This window comes from Pseudarthrobacter sp. Hb11 (assembly GCF_059383655.1).
Genome location: NZ_JBWZCM010000012.1, coordinates 1 through 18,533, shown reverse-complemented (window position 1 = coordinate 18,533; position 18,533 = coordinate 1). Strand labels below are relative to the sequence as shown.

Here is an 18,533-nt window from a genome sequence, read left to right as displayed (position 1 = left end):
ACTTTCTGCGCCTAGGATCAAAATATGGAGCCCGAAGTCCAATCCCGCCGGCCGGGTCGTGTGAAAAAAATACTTGTGGTGCTGGCTGTGTGCCTCCTCGCCGCTGTGGGCGGCGTGTTCGCTGCAGTGGCACCGGGCATGGCCCGCGAAGCCATCGAATCCGAGGCAGGGTCCGCGGCCAGGACCTCGCCCGGCATCGCTGTGCCCGTTATCGCCCCGGTCAAGCTCGACGCCGCGCCGGCCAACGGTGCCAAGCAGGTAAACCCGGCCGCCCCGGTGTCACTGAAGGTGGCCGACGGGACCATTGAACGCGTCACCCTCACCAGCACTTCCGGCGAGACGGTGGAGGGCAGCATCGACGCCGCGGGGACAGGCTGGACAGCTTCCGGCCCGCTGAAGTTCAACACAGACTACAGCTACACCTACGTGGTGAAGGACGGAGCCGGACGCGAGACCAGCACCACGCAGTCCTTCAGCACGGTTTCCAGTTCCCACGAGGCGGATGCAGCCATTTACCCGCTGGACGGCATGAAGGTGGGTGTCGGGCAGCCGCTGCAGGTGATCTTCAGTGAACCTGTGGTCAACCGTGAGGCCGTGGAAAAGGCCATTAAAATCACCAGCAGCGCCGGCCAGGCGGGCGCGTTCCATTGGCACAGCGACACCATGGTCCGGTACCGGGCGGAAAACTTCTGGGCGGCAAACTCCACCATCACCATGGACATGCAGCTGTTCGGCGTGGACCTGGGCAACGGTCAGATTGCCAACTTCAACAAGAAGGTGAACGTCTCCATCGGCGACAAAAAGGTAGCGGTGGCGGACGCGGCAGCCCACACCTTCACCCTCCGCGTCAACGACCGGGCGGTCAAGACGCTGCCGGTGAGCATGGGGGACAAACGGTTCCCGTCCGCCCGCGGCTACGGCGTGCTGATGGAGAAGAAACGCTACGACCACTTCCGGGCCTCGAGCATCGGGCTGAAGCCCGGAGATCCGGCCTATTACGGGAACGTCGACGTGGAATACACCATCCGGCTCACCCTCAGCGGCGCCTACATCCACCAGGCTCTGCCGTCCGCCTTCCCTTTCATCGGCAACACCAACGTCTCACACGGCTGCATCGGATTCGCTCCCGACGGCGCCGCCTGGGTCTTCGAGAACATGGGCACCGGAGACGTTGTCCAGATCGTCAATACTGAAGGCGACTACGCAGCCCACGATGACGGGTTCGGCGACTGGAACATCCCGTGGAGCGAATACGCCAACTAGCGCTCAGCTGCCGAAAGGCAGCCGGTGCAGCCGCTCACCCGTCTCGGCGCTCCGGCGTCGTGCCTGGGACAACCGGGCGAGCTCCCTGTTCCGCCGCTCCGCCACGACGGCGGCCAGGTAGTCATCGGGGCTGGTCCCGGCAGGCGGCGGCGGGGCCACGTGGGCGGAGAGCTCAGTTGCGATTGACTCCGCCATGCCGGCCCTGGACAGTGGCGCCATCCGGTGGGCCTGCCGGATGAACTGGGATGCCCGGCGCGCCGTCGCATCCGGAATCCGGCCGATATCCGCCGCCGATGCCCAGGACCGGAGCCGGGGCGGAACAAGCACCGGCGGATATTCTTCAACCGGGACACGGCTGCGGATGGCGTAGGTCCCCGCCATCAGGTCGCCCAGCCGGCGCGACCTGTCATTGAACAGGGCCACAGCGATGGCCAGCCCACCGAAGGTCAGGTAAATCTCGAGAAAACCGGTCAGCCCGCGGATGAGTGCGTGGCGGAACCGGATGGCGCCGCCGTCCTCCCGCACAACCCGGAGGCCTGCTGCGAGCTTGCCCAGCGAGAGCCCGCGGCTCAGGGTCTCCACCGCCACTGGAACAATCACCAGGCAGAAAACCACACTGGCCACCACGAGGGCCCGCATCGCCGCGTCGTCGAGGTCTTCGCCCGCGGCCGCCACTCCAAACAGGATCACCACCAGCAAAATGATGCTCAAGGCCATGTCCAAAAGCAGGCCCAGCGCGCGGGCTGCAAAGGATGCGGGGCGCAGTTCCAGGACCACGGCCTCGCCGGTGATTATCGAACTCACACTGTTCCTGTTCCTCGCGGTGATGGGACGCTCATAGTCTATGGCGGGCCGCTAGGCTGGTGCCGTGGATATGGACGCGTTCTCCGCCGTCAACGCGGACAAGTGGTCCCGGCTGCACGAGCTTGCCTACAAAGGCAGGCTCAGCGGGCCGGAAGCAGATGAACTGCTGACGCTGTACCAGTCCACGTCCTCCCACCTTTCCCTCATCCGGTCGCTGGCGCCGGAGAGCGGCCTGTCCGCCTCCCTGTCCGCGACGCTTGCCCAGGCCCGGACCCGTTTTACCGGTGCGAGGTCCAACGTTATGGAGGACCTGGCTCGGTTTTTTGTGGTGGCCCTTCCTGCCGCCTTCTACCGGCTCACCTGGCTCACCCTGGCCTGTGGGGCGGTCTTTGTCCTCATCGGGGCGGCCTACGCTCTTTGGATCGGCACGTCCCCTGAGGCTCTGCGCGCGGTGGCGTCCGAGGCGGCGGCCAGGCAGTACGTCGAGGAGGACTTCATCAACTATTACTCGGAGAACCCCGCTGCCTCCTTCGCCGGCGCCGTCTGGACCAACAACGCCTGGATCAGCGCGCAGGCCGTGGCCCTGGGGATCACGGGAGTGTGGGTACCGATGATCCTGTTTAGCAACGCCCAAGGAGTTGGTATTGCCGCCGGCATGTTCGCGGCCGCCGGAAAGTCCGACGTCTTCTACAGCTACATCCTGCCGCACGGCCTGATGGAACTCACCGCAGTGTTCATTGCCTGCGCTGCAGGACTCCGGATTTTCTGGGCGATGGTGTCGCCGGGGCCGCGCACCCGCGGCCGGGCCGTGGCCGAGGAGGGCAGATCCCTGATCACGGTAGCCCTGGGACTGGTCCTGGTGCTGTTCCTCTCCGGCCTGGTGGAAGGGTTCGTCACCCCCAGCGCACTGCCGGTCTGGGCAAAGATCACCATCGGAGCCGCGGTTCTGGCCGCCTACTGGCTGTATGTCCTCGCCTGCGGACGGCCAGCCTACCTCGCGGGCGAACGCGGCGACCTCCGCCGCGAGGACGCGGGCTATTCGGAAATCGCTGCGTGAAGCGTTGCTCGAATCGTTGTAATCCCGCCGGGGTGGTTCCTCGCCCAGCCGGAAGCCCGGACGGTAGGCTCGTCAACAGATAAAGCGCGCCACGGACCCAGAACCTGGCGCGGAATCCCAACGGAAGTGACGCTGCTGTGAAAGACGAAACTCCTGCCCGCGCCAGGCGCGCCGAGCCGCAGCCGGAACCGGTCCTGGACACGTCAGGGGACTCTGCCGAGCCGGCGTTTTCCTGGATGACTCCCGCCGGTACGGGCACCGGGAGTTCTGCGACGGACAGTTTCGATGGGCCGGCCGCTGAAGGGCCGGGGGAATCGGCCGGGGACAGGAAAGCATCGACGCCGGTAAACACCGGGACCGGGGCCGCCGGCTCAACTGCCACGGCCACGGCTCCGGAGGCCCGCAAGGCCACCCAGCCGGAGAGCAGGGCTGACCGGAAAGCCGCAGAGGCCGCCGTCGCAGATGCCGAACCCGAGTCCGGACATGGCAGCTCGCCTATTTTCAAGGAGCCGCTCCCCACCTCCGCGTTGCAGGTCCGTCCGCCCGAGGAAGAGGTGGAGCGCCGTAAAGCGCAGCGGGAGAGCGCGGCCAACGCCAAACCGGTAGCCCCGCGGGTGATGCAGGTCCTGCTTGCCATCTTCTTCCCACTGATCCTGCTCATCCTTGCGGTACGTGCAGTGACCAGCCCGCTGTTCCTCTGGGTGGAGTACAACCGCCCCGGATTTCCCGGCGATGGCTACGGGTTCAGCACCGACGACAGGATGACCTACGGCTCGTACGCCGTCGATTACCTCAGCAACTGGTCCGGCCCGCGCTACCTGGGGGACCTGGTGCACCGCGGCGGCGACAAGCTGTTCAAGGACGGCGAAGTCAGCCACATGGCGGACGTCAAGCTGGTGATCCTCTCCACCTTTGGTGCCGGCGTGTTGCTGGTCCTGGTGAGTATCATCGCTGTCCTCTACCTGCGCAAGCGAAGCACCGGGGGAGTCCGCAGGGGCCTGTTCGCCGGCTCGATCATCACGCTGGTCCTGATCCTGGGGCTGGGTTCGCTGGCCGTGCTGGGCTGGCAGCAGTTCTTTACTGAGTTCCACCGGATCTTCTTCGCCGATGGTTCCTGGACTTTCAGCCTGGATGACACCCTGATCCGGCTGTTCCCCGGCCAGTTCTGGATCGACGCCGGGATTGTGATCGCGGGCCTGGTGCTGTTGACCGCGCTCGTCACGCTGATCCTTACTTGGCCCACCCGCCGGCGCCGCGGCCTCGTCAAGGACCACCAATCCGCTGGAGGAGATCAGTCAGCAGATCAGTCAGCAGGTCAGTCTGCGGATCAGTCAGCAGGTCAGGCAGCCGGTAAGTCAGCAGGTCAGGAGTAAAGTTTGGCGACTTCGCTTTCGTAGTCATGCACGACGGCGGAGCGCCTCAGTTTGAGTGAGGGCGTCAGGTGTCCTGACTCGACCGTGAACTGGGCGTCCAGCACAGTGAACCTGCGGATCGATTCTGCCTTGGACACCAGGTGGTTCGCCTGGTCCACGGCCTCCTGTATCGCTGCAGCCACCTGCGGGTCCGTGACGGCGTCCCGGACAGCAAGGGCTGGCAGTCCCTGCTCGGAGCGCCAGTTCGCCAGGCCTTCCGGGTCCAGGCTCACCAGCGCCGAGACAAATGGCTTTCCGTCACCCACTACCACCGCTTGGGCCACCAGCTGATGGGCGCGGATCCGTTCCTCCAACGGCCCGGGGGCAACGTTTTTGCCGCCGACGGTCACCAGTAGGTCCTTCTTCCTGCCCGTGATGGTCAGGAACCCCTCGGAATCAAGCTGCCCGAGGTCGCCGGTGCGGAAGAAGCCGTCCACAAAAGCCTCTGCGTTCGCCGCCTGGTTGGCGTGGTAACCCCGGAAGACGCCGATTCCCTTGACCAGGATCTCGCCGTCCTCGGCTACCCGCACGGTAGTGCCGGGGATGGGGATCCCCACTGAACCCACCCGGGTGCGGGAGGGCGTGTTAACGGTGCACGGCGCGGTGGTCTCGGTCAGGCCGTAGCCTTCCAGTACGGGAATGCCCGCGCCGCGGAAGAAATGGGCGTCCTCGGCTGCCAAGGCACTGTCCCCGGACACGGTGTATCCCACGTGGCCGCCGAAGGCCTGCCGGAGCCGGGGGTAGAGCAGCCTGTCATAGATCCCGTGGCGGATCCGGCATAGCAGCCCGGGACCGTTGCCCTCGCCCCGGCCGCGCTTGTCTTCCTCCTGCGAGTGCTCAATGGCAGTTGCCGAGGCGGCTCTGAAAAGCCGGGCCTTGCCGCCCACTGCTGCTTTGTGCCCCGCGGTGGCACGGACCTTCTCGAAAATCCGCGGAACCACCAGAAGGAACGTTGGCCGGAACGATGCCAGATCCTCGAGGAGCCGGGTCGCCCCTGTGTGCCCAAGCGTGGCACCGGCCGAGAGGCAGACTACCTGGACCGCCCGTGCAAGGACGTGTGCGAGCGGCAGGAACATCAGCGTGCGGGCTTTGTCCTGGAGCAGCAGTTCCGGGAGGAAAGCGACGATGTTCCGCGCCACCAGGGCGAAGTTGCCGTGGGTGATTTCGCAGCCTTTGGGTCTGCCGGTGGTGCCCGACGTGTATACCAGGGAAGCGACGTCGTTCAGCCCTGCCCGGCTCCGGTGCCGTTCCAGCTCGGCGTCGGTGACACCGGTTCCGGCGGCGGCCAGGCTCGCGAGGTTCGGGGCTTCGCCCTCGAAGTCCATGCGGACAACGTTGATGAGCCGGTCGCGGAGGAGTTCGGAACCGGCCAGGACAGCGGCCACCAGCTTCACCTTGGCACGGTCCTCGGCGAAGACGCGCCGCACGCCCGCGTCATGGAGGATCCACTCCACCTGGCTGGCCGAGGACGTTTCGTAGATGGGAACGGTGACGCCGCCGGCAAACCAGATGGCGAAATCCACCAGCGTCCATTCGTAGGAGGTGGCGGACATAACCGCCACGGTGTCACCGGGTTCGAGGCCGCCCGCGATCAGGCCCTTGGCAAGGGCACTGACATCCTGCAGGAACTTCTGCGCGGTCACGTCAAACCAGCCGTTGGGCCCCTTGCGCCGGTAGAGGGCGTGGGCAGGATTGAGGGCCTGCTGCTCGAGCAATAGATCCGTGACGTTGCTGGCGGCATCAAGCTCAACCAGCAGTTCGGTGCTCGCTTCTCTCACAGCAGGTCCCCGTTCCGCTGCCATGCCGCGGCAGCGGCTCCGTCAAGGTCTCCTGCCATCCTGCCCTAGATCCAGGAAGGCATCCACATCCGGAGCCGCCACTCCTGGTACGGGATGACCTCGGCGGCCCAGACGGGATAGAAGTAGGCTGCCAGCAGGACTGCGGCGGCCACGAACAGGGCCACCAGGTACAGGCCGGACCGGCGCCGCCACCGGGGATCCGTCGTCCTCCCCAGCACCAGACCCAGGCAGTACACGAGGGCCAGCACCAGGAACGGTTCGAAGGACACCGCATAGAAGTAGAACATGGTGCGCTCCGGGTACATGAACCACGGAAGGTACCCGGCGGCCACCCCGGCAAGCACTGCTCCGGCCCGCCAGTCGCGGCGTCCTGCCCACCAGAACAGGAGAACCACCAGTGATAGGGCTGCCGCCCACCAGATCATGGGATTTCCCACGGACAGGATGGCGGACGTGCACTTGTCCACGTTGCAGCCCGGAGTGCCGCGCTCCGGTGATTCGTAGAAGAACGACGTCGGCCTGCCCATCACGAGCCAGCTCCAGGCGCTTGCCTCATACGGATGCTCGGACCCCAGGCCCTGGTGGAACTTGTAGGCTTCCAGATGGTAGTGCGCCAGGGACCGGACCGAATCCGGCAGCCAGCCCCACTCGGCGGACGGATTGCTCTGCGCCCAGCGGCGGAAGTACGCGTTGTCTGAGCGGAACCAGGCGGTCCAGGTGGCGGTATAGACAAGAGCGGCAACCGGAACCATGCTCACGAACGCCGGGATGCCGTCCTTAATGACGCCGCCGCTGATCCAGCCGCGGATCCCCGCCACCCGCCGGGCGCTGAGGTCCCACAGGACGGTGAGGATGCCGAAACCGGCCAGGAAAAACAATCCGGACCACTTGGTTCCCACGGCAAGGCCCAGGAAGACACCCGCTGCGACCCGCCACCAGCGGATGCCCAGCCAGGGTCCGGACAGCAGCTGGGTAGTAGTGGGAAGCCCCCCGTTGGCAGCGGCAACCTTGCCCAGCCGGGCAGCCAGCCGCCGTCGGCCGTCATCCCGGTCCATCAGCAAGGCGCCAAACGCTGCAAGGATCCAGAACATCAAGAAGATATCCAGCAGCGAAGTCCGCGACATCACCAGGTGGTGGCCATCCACGGCCAGGAGAAGCCCGGCGGCACCCGCCAGGGGAAGTGATCGGAAGAGTTTCAGCGCTATCAGGGACAGGAGCAGGATGGACAGGGTCCCGGTCAGTGCTGCGGCGAAGCGCCAGCCGAAGGAGTTGTCGGCGCCGAAGACCGACATGCCGGCGGCAATCATCCACTTTCCCACCGGGGGGTGGACCACGTACTCGGGAGAATCCAGAAGGATGCCGGGGTTCCCGGCGTTGAAGGAGTCATTGGCCTTGTCCGGCCAGCTGCGCTCATAACCGCTGATCAGGTACGAGTAGGCGTCCTTGACGTAATAGGTTTCGTCAAAGACCAGCTTGTGCGGCGTCTCCAGCCGGACGAACCGCAGCACGCCGCCGGCTGCCGCAGTCAGGACAGGAACCAGCAAAAACCAAAGCCGCAGCGACGGCGGGTAGTCCCGCCAGCTTTGGACAGGCCCGAGCAGCCGGGTGCGCAGGGACTCCGCAGTAAAGGCCTCAGCTGGACGCCTGACCCAGGGCCGGGCAGGGCGGGCCGCGGGCTGGCCTCCAGCTTCGGAGGAAGAGCTGCTGGACGCCGGGGATGTGGCGTATTCGGCCCCGGCCGGCCGCGTCGAGGTCTGCGTCACGAGCCCCATGCTACCTTTTGCGGCTGGTTGCGCCCCGCAGCAGTAGGCTGGTGGCGTGGACCCTAACCCCAGCCCCTTCCCTGAATCCGGCACCGCCATCACCGACGAGGAAGCCGGAGGGCAGCCGTCAGAGGCGGCGGAGGCAGCCGCGGTGCCAACGCCGGCCGGCGGGCGGATCGTGCTGGCGGCCACCCCGATCGGCAACACGGGCGACGCTTCTGCCCGCTTGGTGGAGCTGCTGGGCACGGCGGACATTGTTGCCGCTGAGGACACCCGCCGCCTGCACCGGCTGGTGCAAAGCCTGGGCGTCACTGTGGCCGGGCGGGTGATCAGCTATCACGAGCACAACGAAGCAACAAAGACTGCGGAGCTGCTGGAACAGGTACGGGCCGGCAAGACGTTGGTGATGGTCACTGACGCGGGGATGCCCTCGGTGTCCGATCCCGGGTTCCGGCTGGTGGAGGGCGCCGTGGCCGGCGGGCTCAAGGTCACCGCCGTACCCGGACCATCGGCTGTACTGACGGCGCTGGCTTTGTCCGGCCTGCCCACAGACCGCTTCTGTTTCGAAGGATTCCTGCCACGGAAGGCAGGCGAACGGGCGTCACGCCTGGCGGACCTGGCGGGGGAGCGCCGGACGATGGTGTTCTTCGAAGCGCCGCACCGGCTTGAGGTGATGCTGCGGGCGCTGCGCGAACGCTTCGGGCCCGACCGCCGCGTGGCCGTGTGCCGGGAACTGACCAAAACCTACGAGGAAGTGATCCGCGGCTCGCTCGGGGAGCTCCTGCAATGGGCGGAAACCAGTGAAGTCCGTGGTGAGATTGCCGTTGTCCTGGCCGGCGCGCCTGAACAGGAGCCCGGAACACCCGAGGACCACGTGGCTGCTGTCAATGCACTGGTGGGCCAGGGGATCCGCCTCAAGGAGGCTGTCGCCGCCGTCGCCGAAGACGTCCGGGTGAGCAAACGGGAGCTCTACTCAGCTGTTCTGGCCGCCCGGTAGCCGGGCAGCCAGAGGGCCGGGAAGGGCTGTGCAGGTGCACAGCCCTTCCGCGTTTCGGTAGTGCGTCAAGGCGTAGACCCACCGCGGGTGCAGCAGTAGTCTGGCAACTAATCAGCCAGGACGACGGCGGCTACTCCAGCCGCCGCCGGGGCTGCAACAACCCTACTGACAAGGGAGTCATCGTGACTGTCACTGCACAGCCGGCCGTTTCCGCAGAACGCGAAAGCGCCCTTCTGGCCTCTGTTCCCACCGGCCTGCTTATCAATGGTGAGTGGCGGGCCGCCGCCTCGGGCAAAACCTTCGACGTCGAAGACCCGGCCACCGGCAAGGTGCTGTTGAGCATTGCCGACGCCGGCGCTGAGGATGGTGCCGCTGCACTGGACGCCGCCGTGGCCGCCCAGGACTCCTGGGCCAAGGTCCCGCCGCGTGAGCGCGGCGAAATCCTGCGGCGCGCATTTGAGCTCGTGACCGAGCGGGCCGAGGACTTTGCGCTGCTGATGACCATGGAGATGGGCAAGCCCCTGGCAGAAGCCCGGGGCGAAGTCACGTACGGCGCGGAGTTCCTGCGCTGGTTCTCGGAGGAAGCCGTCCGCGCCTTCGGCCGCTACTCCGTCTCCCCGGACGGCAAGTCCCGGCTGCTGGTCACCAAGAAGCCGGTGGGTCCCTGCCTGCTGATCACGCCGTGGAACTTCCCGCTGGCCATGGCCACCCGCAAGATCGCCCCCGCCGTGGCTGCGGGCTGCACCATGGTGCTGAAATCCGCGAACCTGACCCCGCTGACCTCCCAGCTGTTCGCCGCCGTCATGATGGAGGCAGGCCTGCCCGCCGGTGTCCTGAACGTCATCCCCACCTCCACGGCCGGTGCCACCACGGGCCCGCTGATCAAGGACTCCCGGCTCCGCAAGCTGTCCTTCACCGGCTCCACCGAGGTTGGACGCCGCCTGCTCGCCGATGCCTCCGAAACTGTCCTGCGCACGTCCATGGAGCTTGGCGGCAACGCACCATTCGTGGTCTTCGAGGACGCCGACCTTGATGCCGCCGTCGCCGGAGCCATGCTTGCCAAGCTGCGGAACATGGGCGAGGCCTGCACCGCTGCCAACCGCTTCATAGTGCACGAGTCTGTTGCCGCAGAGTTCGCGGAGAAGTTCGCCGCGAAGATGAAGGAAATGACCACCGCCCGCGGCACCGAGCCGGAGTCCAAGGTGGGCCCGTTGATTGACGCCAAGAGCCGGGACAAGGTCCACGAACTGGTGTCCGACGCCGTTTCCGCCGGCGCGAAGGCAGTCCTGGGCGGGGGACCGGTGGAAGGGCCGGGTTACTTCTACCAGCCCACGATCCTCTCCGGCGTCACCGAAGGCACCCGGATCCTGTCCGAGGAAATCTTCGGACCCGTCGCCCCGATCATCACCTTCAGCAGCGAAGATGACGCGGTGCGGCTGGCCAACAACACCGAATACGGGCTCGTTGCCTACGTCTTCACCAAGGACCTCAACCGTGGCATCCGGATGGGTGAGCGGCTGGAGACCGGCATGCTGGGCCTGAACGCAGGCGTCATCTCCAATGCTGCGGCACCGTTCGGCGGCGTCAAGCAGTCCGGACTGGGACGCGAAGGCGGCCTCGAAGGCATCGAGGAATACCTCTACACCCAGTACATCGGCATCGCAGACCCCTACGCCGGGTAGTCCCCTCCCTCAGGGGGCGAATCCCTCGGGCGGCAAATCGCTCGGGCGGCAAAGCCGCCGCATGCTTGTTATCAGGAGCGCGCAGACCAGCGCGCTGACCAGAAGCGTGCGGCGGCTTTTGCTGCCTGGACCATAGCTGCTCCGGCAGCCCGGAACGGTGCCGCCAGCAGGCGTCCCAGCCGTCCAATGACCGACGGCGGCACCCACAAGGCACGCAACCGCCGCAGTGCGGGGGCATGGGCGCGCAAAGCCGTATCAAGTGCTGCGATCCGGGCGCCGGTCACCTCCTGGTCCGCGCCCGCGGCCCGGGAGCGTCCGGTGCGCTCCTCCGGCGCCTCCGCCCCTTCCGGCGGCCTGCCGTATTCGCGCCGTTCGAAGTCTGAGGTCAACGCAGTCGCCGCCCGGTGGGCAGCATCATCCATCCCTCCCGGTTCACCCAGCAGGGATGATTCGCGAAGGCGCGAGCTGTAAGCGCGCGGGGTCTCGCTGGATTTCGGGGGCAGGCCATAGTCGGTCCCCAAGTCCACCATTTCATTCCAGGCCAGCACTGCGGCCGTCTCGGTATCTGCCGGTCGAAGCCGCCGTGCCCTGATGCCTGTCCTGGCCAGGCGCGGGGCGGCGGCCAGAAGGGCAACCCCCAGGACTCCGCCCAGGCCCAGCAACAGGGGCAGGAGTTGCACGCCGGCATCAGTGCCTTCGCCTCCACCCGGCGCGGGCAGGGGAGCGGCGCTTGGTGCCGGGGCAGGAGCTGGGGTGGCATCCGGGACCAGGTCGTCATTGTTCTCGAGGGCACCCGGGGCTGAAGGAGCCGATGCTTCTGAAGCATAGTCAGGCACTACCCCGCGGGACGGCGTGGGCTCAAATGGTACCCAGCCCAACCCTTGGAAGTACAGTTCCGGCCAGGCGTGGGCGTCCCTGGCGTCCACCTCGTATTCGGGCAGTGCGCCCTCGCCTGCCACGGAAACGGTGGCGCCCGTCAACCTGCCCGGGGCATAGCCCACTGCGATCCGGCTGGGTATCCCTTCGAGCCTGGCCATCACGGCCATGGCTGACGCGTAATGGATGCAGTACCCGCTTTTCTGGTCCAGGAAGTCAGCAAGGACCGAGAGGCCGTTTCCGTCGTAGCCTCCCTGCACCGGAGATTGCAGGGAGTAAGTGAACTCCGCGGAGCGGAGGTACTTCTGGATGGCCATGGCCTTCTCGTAGGGCGTCGCGCTGGAACCGGCCACGGTGCTGGCCGTCGTGCGGACAATCTCGGGAACGTTGCCCGGAATCCTGGTGAAGTCCTCCGGGATGCCCTGCACGCCTGCCGAAGACCGGGCCAACTGCCCCGCCGTCAGTTTCGGAACCGAAGACCGGACCAGGTACTCCTGCCGCCGGGAGGTGGCGTCCGTACCCTTAATGCTCAGGGTGGCCGGATCCCAGGTCCACCGGCCGTCAAGGCCCCGCACGGATTCCGGGGGATACGGGGCCGGCAGGTAGGGGCTGGTGAAGGTTCCGGCATCGATTGCCGTCACCACGGGCTGCTGTTCGTCCGCCAGGACCGTATAGCCGGGGTCAATCCGGCTGCCAAGGGAGCGCCGGGAGGCGTTGCGGTCATCCGGGCCCCACGAGTCGCCGTCGAAATGGTCCACGGTGACTGACCGCAGGTACAGCGGTGCTTTCGAATTCGTGGCATAGGTGATGCGTCCGGTGCCGGCAGGCGTCCGCAGGCTGTTGCCCAGGGTGATCATCGGATTGAGGCCCGTGGATGCGCCCCACGGGTTAAGGCGGGAACCCTGCGGGAAGGTGCCCTGGTCGAAGCCAGGGACTGCCAGCGGCACCAGCAGGGTGGCTACCAGCGCCACGGAGCCTGTCAAAGCGGCCCGCCGGACCTGGCCCGGGCTGCGGGCGGAGTCGGCGGGGGTCCGGGCGTCCGGAACAAACCACTGGCTGCAGGCGAGGATCATCAGGTACCCCGCCACAGCCGCGGTGAATCCCCAGAAGCCTACGCTCTGTGGCTTGATCATGGCGGGCACCACGAGGATGGCCAGCAGCCCCGCGCCGGTGGCGGCAGGCATGCCCAGCGGCACCGCAAGCGCGTCCACAAGGATGACAGCCAGGCCCAGGACGGCGCAGACCACCATCACGATGCCCACATTCGGGGCGACGGGTGCGGTTTCGGACAGTACGGTTTCGCTGGCGCGACGGATCAGCCGGTCCAGCTCAGCCAGGGTTGCTCCCGTGGGGATGATGCCGGCAACGCTGGAGCCGCGGAAGAATGTCAAGGTCAGGGCGGCGCCCAGGGCAAGGAACCCGCCGGCTGTCACGAGCAGGGGCTTGGCCCTCACTGCACGCAGGGCGGCGAGGGTGAAGCAGACCACCAGCACGGTGGTGAAAACGGGCCAGTACCAGCCCCAGCCCCTCAGGACTCCGTTCAGGGACAGGGCGGCTCCGGCCACTCCAACGGCGATGGAGCCTGCCATCGCCCACGGGTAAGGGCCAATCCGGGTACGCCCTGCTGCGTTCCCAGCTGAGGGTGCAGGGTGCTGGTCCGTTCCGGTATTCCGGGGCGGCGCAATGGTCATCCTGCCACCTCCGCTCCGCGCCGGACCTCCGTCGCCGGGGTTTCCGGCAAGGCGACGTCCTGGTCGAACTGGTTCCAGGCACCTGCAACGGATACCGACGGCGGCACGGCCGCGGCACGCCAACCTCCCTGCCGGAGCTTCTCGAGAGCGTCCTCGAACTCCGCGGGCCGGTCTGTGACAACGATGGCAAAGGCGTTGGTGCCGTACCCGGCGGCCGGAGCGAGTGAGAAGGCTTCCATCGGTGAGATCTTTCCCAGGACTGCGATCAGCGGTCCCCGCATCCTGTGCGCCGACAACTTGTCCATCAGGTTGTCATCAAAGGGCGGCGGTCCGGATTCCTGGTGGCCGTGGGATTCCCGGGATCCGAAAATATCCCTTCGACCTGAGTCGCGGCGGGCGTGCGGCCCTGTGAGCTGGATTGCCGCGAGGCTTTCAGCGATGGACTGGAGGCCGGAGGCTCCGGTGTACTCCTCAACCTCAGGTTCGGGGGCTGAGGTTGAACGGAGGAATGCCGGTTCGCCCCGGGCGTCCAGCAGCCGCAGGCCATAATTGCGCTCGGCGAGGTGTGCGCTAATGGACATGGCGGCAACTACGGCCCACTCGAAGGTTTCGCTGCTGATCATGGAGTGCCCATCCTGGGCTGTGCTTCCTGGCGGTACCGTCCCGGAGCTGCCGGAGAACGCGGCGAATCTCTGGTCCAGAATGATCGTGGCCTCCGGCGTCGTGACGGATTCCTCCTGCCGCACCATCAGGGAACCGTGGCGGGCGGTAGCGGTCCAGTGCACCCGGCGCATCGGGTCCCCATGGCGGTATTCGCGCGTCATGACGTCGTCGTCACTGGGGTTGGCCCGGATCCTGGTGGCCGTGACGCCGTCGTTGCCCCGGGCGCCGGCCAGCCCGGTCAAAGGAAGCACGACGGCGGCGGGCGTTACGGTGAGGGTGTCGCCGTCGTCAATTGCCTGCCGGTGCAGGGACAGCCCAAACGGATCGGTGAACTCGGCGGTCACGGGTCCGATAAGGAACTGGCCGCGCTGGGTGGAGCGCAGGTGGTACTCGTACCTGCTGGTGCCGCCGGTGGCCGAACGGGACGGAAACCGGAAGGCAGGCGACTCACCGAACCGGGAAGGCAGCCTTTCCTCCATGGTGGCCCTGCCGCTGGCTGCCCCGGTACGGGCTACCGCAAGCCGCACGGTGGCAGGGGCCGAAGTCTCCACCGGTGACGGGTTGAATTCGCGGTACACCTGGAAGCGGGGCTTCACCAGCCGGATCCCCGCCAGGGAAACCATTGGAAGGACGAGCAGCAGTACAGCCAGGCTCAGCAGGTCCCGGCGGCCCATCACCTGCGCTGCGGCAAGTGCCGCGGCCCCGGCTGCCAGCATTCCCCAGCCCCGCTGGGTGAAGAGGTGTCGGGGCAGTCTGTCCAGCAGCGCCATGGGAAACCGCCTAGTGGTTCCGGCTCATGCCTGCGACAGGGGTGGTCCTGTTCGTGGACCCGGGAGCCCTGTTCCCTGGATCGGCAGGCCGGTGCGGGACCGACAGCCGGGACAGGATGCCGCGGAGGACGCTGTGCGGGGTTTCACCGGCGCCGGCGGCCTTCCGGTCCAGGATGATCCGGTGAGCCAGGACAGCTTCCGCCACATGCACGACGTCGTCAGGCAGGACAAAGTCGCGTCCGTCCAGGGCCGCCGTTGCCTTGGCAGCGCGCAGCAGCTGCAGCATGGACCGGGGGCTCGCGCCCAAGCGGAGCAGCGGGCTTTCCCGGGTGGCCCTGCCCACGGACACCGTGTACTCCTTGACTGCCTGCGAGACATAGACCTGCTGTACCGTCGCGATCATGGCCGCCACCTCGGCAGTGGTGACTACTGCCGACACCCGGGCTAGAGGGGACGTTGCCTGATGGGTCTCAAGCATCTCAATCTCGGAGTCCTTGTCCGGGTAGCCCATCGAGATGCGTGCCATAAAGCGGTCCCGCTGGGCTTCAGGCAACGGATACGTGCCCTCCATCTCGATCGGATTCTGTGTTGCCACCACCATGAAGGGTTCGTCCAGCCGGTACGAATTGCCGTCCACTGTCACCTGGTGCTCTTCCATGCACTCGAGCAGGGCTGACTGGGTTTTGGCTGAGGCGCGGTTGATCTCATCGCCGATCACGATGTTGGCGAACACGGCACCGGGCCGGAACTCGAAGAGCCGGGAGGCCTGGTTGTAGATGGAGACGCCGGTGACGTCGGAGGGCAGCAAGTCCGGGGTGAACTGGATCCGGTTGACCGTACAGTCGATGGTCCTGGCAAGCGTTTTGGCCAAAAGTGTCTTTCCCACACCCGGCACATCTTCCAGAAGCAGATGCCCCTGGGCGAGCAGGACGGTCAGGGCCAGCTTCGCGGCGTCGGACTTTCCGTCGATCACCGTGTTGATGGTGGTCAGGATCCGTTCGCTGGCCGCGTGGAATGACGCGCCGTCCATGGGGGTGGGCCGGTGCCCGTTGAGATGGCTGACGGGGTCTGCGACCCCCGCCAAACTGCGGTTCGCAGCGCTCACATCGTTGGCAGTGCGTCGGTGGGATTCCATCGGCAACCTTTCAGCCAGGGGTTCACCTGGACGGGACAGCAAGCCCTGCCTTCGCCCATTGGTGGGCGTCCGCATCTGTTCGTACCAGACTACTAACACAACTGCTTCGGCTGACAGAGAGTTCCAATAAATGTGGGCGACCGTTCCCGGTTAGGGTGGATAAATGTGCAATCCGCTGATCCCTGCCGCCTACCGAGCTTCCGTCCCCGGCGGCCAGGAATCCGGAGCCTCCCCGAAGCGTGAGTTTCCCCCTGCCCCCGAGCCTTTACCAGTGCCGGTTATGGACAACCACACGCACTTGGATTTCCCGGACGGGGAAGCGCCGGTGGGTATCAAGGAGGCGCTCGATGCCGCCGAGGCGGTGGGCGTCCGGGGCGCGGTCCAGGTGGGTTGCGATCTGGAATCCTCGCGGTTTACGGTCAAGGCGCTGGACCTTGACGAGCGCCTGCTTGGCGCGGTGGCGCTGCACCCCAACGACGCTCCGCGCTATGCCGAACGCGGCGAGCTGGAAGAGGCGCTGGCGGAAATTGAGCGGTTGGCGGCCCATCCCCGGGTAAGAGCTATCGGCGAGACCGGGCTGGACTTTTTCCGCACCGAAGGGGCGGGCCTGGCCCACCAGCGCCATTCCTTCCGCCGCCATATAGACATTGCCAAGCGGCTGGACCTGACGTTGCAGATTCACGACCGGGATGCCCACAGCGACGTAGTGCAGGTGCTGAAGGAAGAAGGGGCTCCGGACCGCGTGGTTTTCCACTGCTTTTCCGGGGATGAGGAGCTGGCTGAAATCTGTAATAAGGAGGGCTGGTGGATGTCCTTCGCCGGCACGTTGACGTTCAAGAACGCAACCAACCTGCGGGCTGCGCTCGCCGTCGCTGATCCCGGCCTGGTTTTGGTGGAAACTGACGCTCCGTTCCTGACCCCGCATCCTCATCGGGGCCGCCCGAACGCCAGTTACATGGTCCCGTACACCGTCCGTTCGATGGCGGAATTGACAGGCACTGACCTCGCGGAGCTGTGCACGGGAATCCAGGAGAATACCGTGCGCGCGTACGGATCCTGGGATTAAGACCACGTAGCGCCGGGGCTCCAGGGCGATACCGGGTATGCAGAATTGTTGGCCGCTTTATAACGCTACGGTTACAGTAGGAATCAATTAGCCGGGGTCGGGGAAGGCCACCAGGCAAATTCACTTCATTTTGCAGCAGGGTCTGCTGGGCCTGGTTCCAGACTGCCTGCTGCGCAGTGTGGCGGTGCGATGATGCCCGGACCAGCCCTTTCGAGGCGGTGCCGGGTATTTTATTGCGCTATCCCCGTGCCCGGAAGGACCTAAAGTTACGGGCAATCGTGGTCAAGTTCTTTACAACGGACGGCAAGTTCAGCGTTATCAAGGTTGGAACCCAGCTCCTGGTTCTGTGCGCGCTGGTGGTGGGCCTCGTAGCCTTCGTCGGCAATAACAAGACCATTACGCTGAACGTCGACGGCAAGGTAACGTCCGTTCGTACCTTCGGCGGGACCGTGGGGCAGGTCGTCAAGAGCGCCAACGTCGAGCTGAAGCCGGCGGACCGGGTCTCCCCAGCCGTTGATGCCACGGTCCAGAACGGCACGGTCATCAACGTCAACATGGCCAAGGCAGTCAAGGTCAGCCTGGACGGCTCCGAAAAGACGGTGAACACCACAGCCCAGGACGTTGCCGGACTGGTGACCGAACTCGGCGTCGCAAGTGCATCGCTGGTCTCCGTCCCCAAGGACGCCCAGCTCTCGGTCGCAGGGTCCTTCGTCTCCATCACCACTCCCAAGTCCGTGAGTATTGTTGCTGACGGCAAAGTGGACACCGCCACCACAACTGCCGCCACGGTGGGCAAGGTACTGGAAGATGCAGGCCTTACCCTTGGCGCCAAAGACCGGACTTCCCAGCCGGCAAACGCCCACGTGGTGAACAACATGGTTATCAAGGTGTCCCGCGTGAAGGCCAAGACCGCGGTGACAGCGGAGGAGGTCCCGTTCAAGTCGGAGACCAAGGAGAGCGCTGAGCTTCTGAAGGGTGAAAAGGAAGTCACCCAGGCAGGCGCCGCCGGCAAGGTGGAAAAAACCTTCAAGCTGGTGTTGGTTGATGGCCGCGAAGCATCACGCACCCTCGTGTCCGAAGCGGTCACCGCGCAGCCTGTGACCGAGATAATCACGGTGGGCACGAAGGACAAGCCGGTAGCCCCCCCGGCTCCGGCGGCCCCTGCCCGGAAAGTCAGTGCCGGCGCCAATACGGGTGCTGCCGCCCCTGCCATGATGAACGAGGCCATGTGGGACAAGATCGCCCAGTGTGAAGCAGGTGGAAACTGGTCCATCAACACCGGCAACGGCTACTACGGCGGACTGCAGTTCGACATCCAGACCTGGCTCGGATCCGGCGGCGGCGCGTACGCTCCCAACGCCAGCCTTGCCACCAAGGCCCAGCAGATCGATATCGCCAACCGCGTTTACGCCCAGCGCGGCCTGCAGCCGTGGGGCTGCGGCTGGGCTGCCACCAGCTGACGCAAACCTGACTCAAGCCCCCACCGGGGCAGTGCGGCGGGGGGGGGGGGGGGGGGTGGTGGTGGTGGGGGGGGGGGGGGGGGAGGGGCAAGGCC

13 protein-coding genes are annotated in these 18,533 nt (G+C 66.1%); 7 read left to right on the top strand and 6 right to left on the bottom strand.

Annotation, left to right across the window (positions count from 1 at the left end):
• Nucleotides 1–24 precede the first annotated feature (24 nt).
• Complete coding sequence (locus tag AC50X7_RS15030) at nt 25–1,263, top strand: L,D-transpeptidase (RefSeq protein ID WP_494979757.1); 1,239 nt, start codon at nt 25–27, stop codon at nt 1,261–1,263.
• 3 nt (nt 1,264–1,266) lie between these two features.
• On the opposite strand, the gene AC50X7_RS15025 is transcribed toward AC50X7_RS15030, so the two are convergent.
• Entirely contained in the window at nt 1,267–2,067 is an 801-nt protein-coding gene (locus tag AC50X7_RS15025; RefSeq protein ID WP_494979756.1) for an RDD family protein, read from the bottom strand.
• 64 nt (nt 2,068–2,131) lie between these two features.
• On the opposite strand from AC50X7_RS15025, the gene AC50X7_RS15020 reads away from it, so the two are divergent.
• Both AC50X7_RS15020 and AC50X7_RS15015 read left to right on the top strand, forming a co-directional pair.
• A complete protein-coding gene (locus AC50X7_RS15020; RefSeq protein ID WP_494979755.1) occupies nt 2,132–3,124 on the top strand; it encodes a stage II sporulation protein M in 993 nt (330 codons plus the stop codon).
• Between the two features lie 137 nt (nt 3,125–3,261).
• The gene (locus tag AC50X7_RS15015; RefSeq protein WP_494979754.1) at nt 3,262–4,497 is read left to right on the top strand and encodes a TIGR01906 family membrane protein; all 1,236 of its coding nucleotides are present in this window, start codon (nt 3,262–3,264) and stop codon (nt 4,495–4,497) included.
• Here the strand turns inward: AC50X7_RS15015 and AC50X7_RS15010 are convergent.
• Together AC50X7_RS15010 and AC50X7_RS15005 are read right to left on the bottom strand one after the other, a co-directional pair.
• Nucleotides 4,488–6,314, bottom strand: a complete 1,827-nt coding sequence (locus AC50X7_RS15010; RefSeq protein ID WP_494979753.1) for an AMP-dependent synthetase/ligase — start codon at nt 6,312–6,314, stop codon at nt 4,488–4,490. The genes AC50X7_RS15015 and AC50X7_RS15010 overlap by 10 nt on opposite strands.
• 65 nt (nt 6,315–6,379) lie before the next feature.
• Nucleotides 6,380–8,107 carry a dolichyl-phosphate-mannose--protein mannosyltransferase gene (locus tag AC50X7_RS15005; RefSeq protein WP_494979752.1) on the bottom strand — a complete coding sequence of 576 codons (1,728 nt, stop codon included), beginning with the start codon at nt 8,105–8,107 and terminating at the stop codon, nt 6,380–6,382.
• Between the two features lie 46 nt (nt 8,108–8,153).
• Here AC50X7_RS15005 and rsmI point away from each other — a divergent pair, with 46 nt between their 5' ends.
• Both rsmI and AC50X7_RS14995 read left to right on the top strand, forming a co-directional pair.
• Nucleotides 8,154–9,095: a 16S rRNA (cytidine(1402)-2'-O)-methyltransferase gene (gene rsmI, locus AC50X7_RS15000; protein ID WP_494979751.1), complete on the top strand. Its 942-nt coding sequence runs from the start codon at nt 8,154–8,156 to the stop codon at nt 9,093–9,095.
• Between the two features lie 182 nt (nt 9,096–9,277).
• The gene (locus tag AC50X7_RS14995; protein ID WP_494979750.1) at nt 9,278–10,777 is read left to right on the top strand and encodes an NAD-dependent succinate-semialdehyde dehydrogenase; all 1,500 of its coding nucleotides are present in this window, start codon (nt 9,278–9,280) and stop codon (nt 10,775–10,777) included.
• A 71-nt stretch (nt 10,778–10,848) separates the two neighbouring features.
• On the opposite strand, the gene AC50X7_RS14990 is transcribed toward AC50X7_RS14995, so the two are convergent.
• From AC50X7_RS14990 to AC50X7_RS14980, 3 genes are read right to left on the bottom strand one after another with little or no spacing between them, the layout of a single operon-like run.
• A complete protein-coding gene (locus tag AC50X7_RS14990) occupies nt 10,849–13,344 on the bottom strand; it encodes a transglutaminase TgpA family protein (RefSeq protein WP_494979749.1) in 2,496 nt (831 codons plus the stop codon).
• On the bottom strand, nt 13,341–14,777 hold the full coding sequence (locus AC50X7_RS14985; protein WP_494979748.1) for a DUF58 domain-containing protein: 1,437 nt from the start codon (nt 14,775–14,777) through the stop codon (nt 13,341–13,343). Before AC50X7_RS14985 ends, AC50X7_RS14990 begins: the two co-directional genes overlap by 4 nt.
• A 10-nt stretch (nt 14,778–14,787) precedes the next feature.
• The gene (locus tag AC50X7_RS14980; RefSeq protein WP_494979747.1) at nt 14,788–15,912 is read right to left on the bottom strand and encodes an AAA family ATPase; all 1,125 of its coding nucleotides are present in this window, start codon (nt 15,910–15,912) and stop codon (nt 14,788–14,790) included.
• A gap of 163 nt (nt 15,913–16,075) precedes the next feature.
• Between AC50X7_RS14980 and AC50X7_RS14975 the strand changes: the two genes are divergently transcribed.
• Nucleotides 16,076–16,978 carry a TatD family hydrolase gene (locus tag AC50X7_RS14975; protein WP_494979746.1) on the top strand — a complete coding sequence of 301 codons (903 nt, stop codon included), beginning with the start codon at nt 16,076–16,078 and terminating at the stop codon, nt 16,976–16,978.
• Nucleotides 16,979–17,256: 278 nt separating this feature from the next.
• A complete protein-coding gene (locus tag AC50X7_RS14970; RefSeq protein ID WP_494979745.1) occupies nt 17,257–18,438 on the top strand; it encodes a resuscitation-promoting factor in 1,182 nt (393 codons plus the stop codon).
• The last annotated feature ends 95 nt before the right edge of the window (nt 18,439–18,533 follow it).

Bases quoted from the DNA above. Each gene is read 5' to 3' on its own strand.
- AC50X7_RS15030 (WP_494979757.1), top strand. From the start codon at position 25: ATGGAGCCCGAAGTCCAATCCCGCCGGCCGGGTCGTGTGAAAAAAATA.
- AC50X7_RS15005 (WP_494979752.1), bottom strand. From the start codon at position 8,107: ATGGGGCTCGTGACGCAGACCTCGACGCGGCCGGCCGGGGCCGAATAC.
- AC50X7_RS14990 (WP_494979749.1), bottom strand. From the start codon at position 13,344: ATGACCATTGCGCCGCCCCGGAATACCGGAACGGACCAGCACCCTGCA.
- AC50X7_RS14985 (WP_494979748.1), bottom strand. From the start codon at position 14,777: ATGGCGCTGCTGGACAGACTGCCCCGACACCTCTTCACCCAGCGGGGC.
- AC50X7_RS14980 (WP_494979747.1), bottom strand. From the start codon at position 15,912: ATGGAATCCCACCGACGCACTGCCAACGATGTGAGCGCTGCGAACCGC.
- AC50X7_RS14975 (WP_494979746.1), top strand. From the start codon at position 16,076: ATGTGCAATCCGCTGATCCCTGCCGCCTACCGAGCTTCCGTCCCCGGC.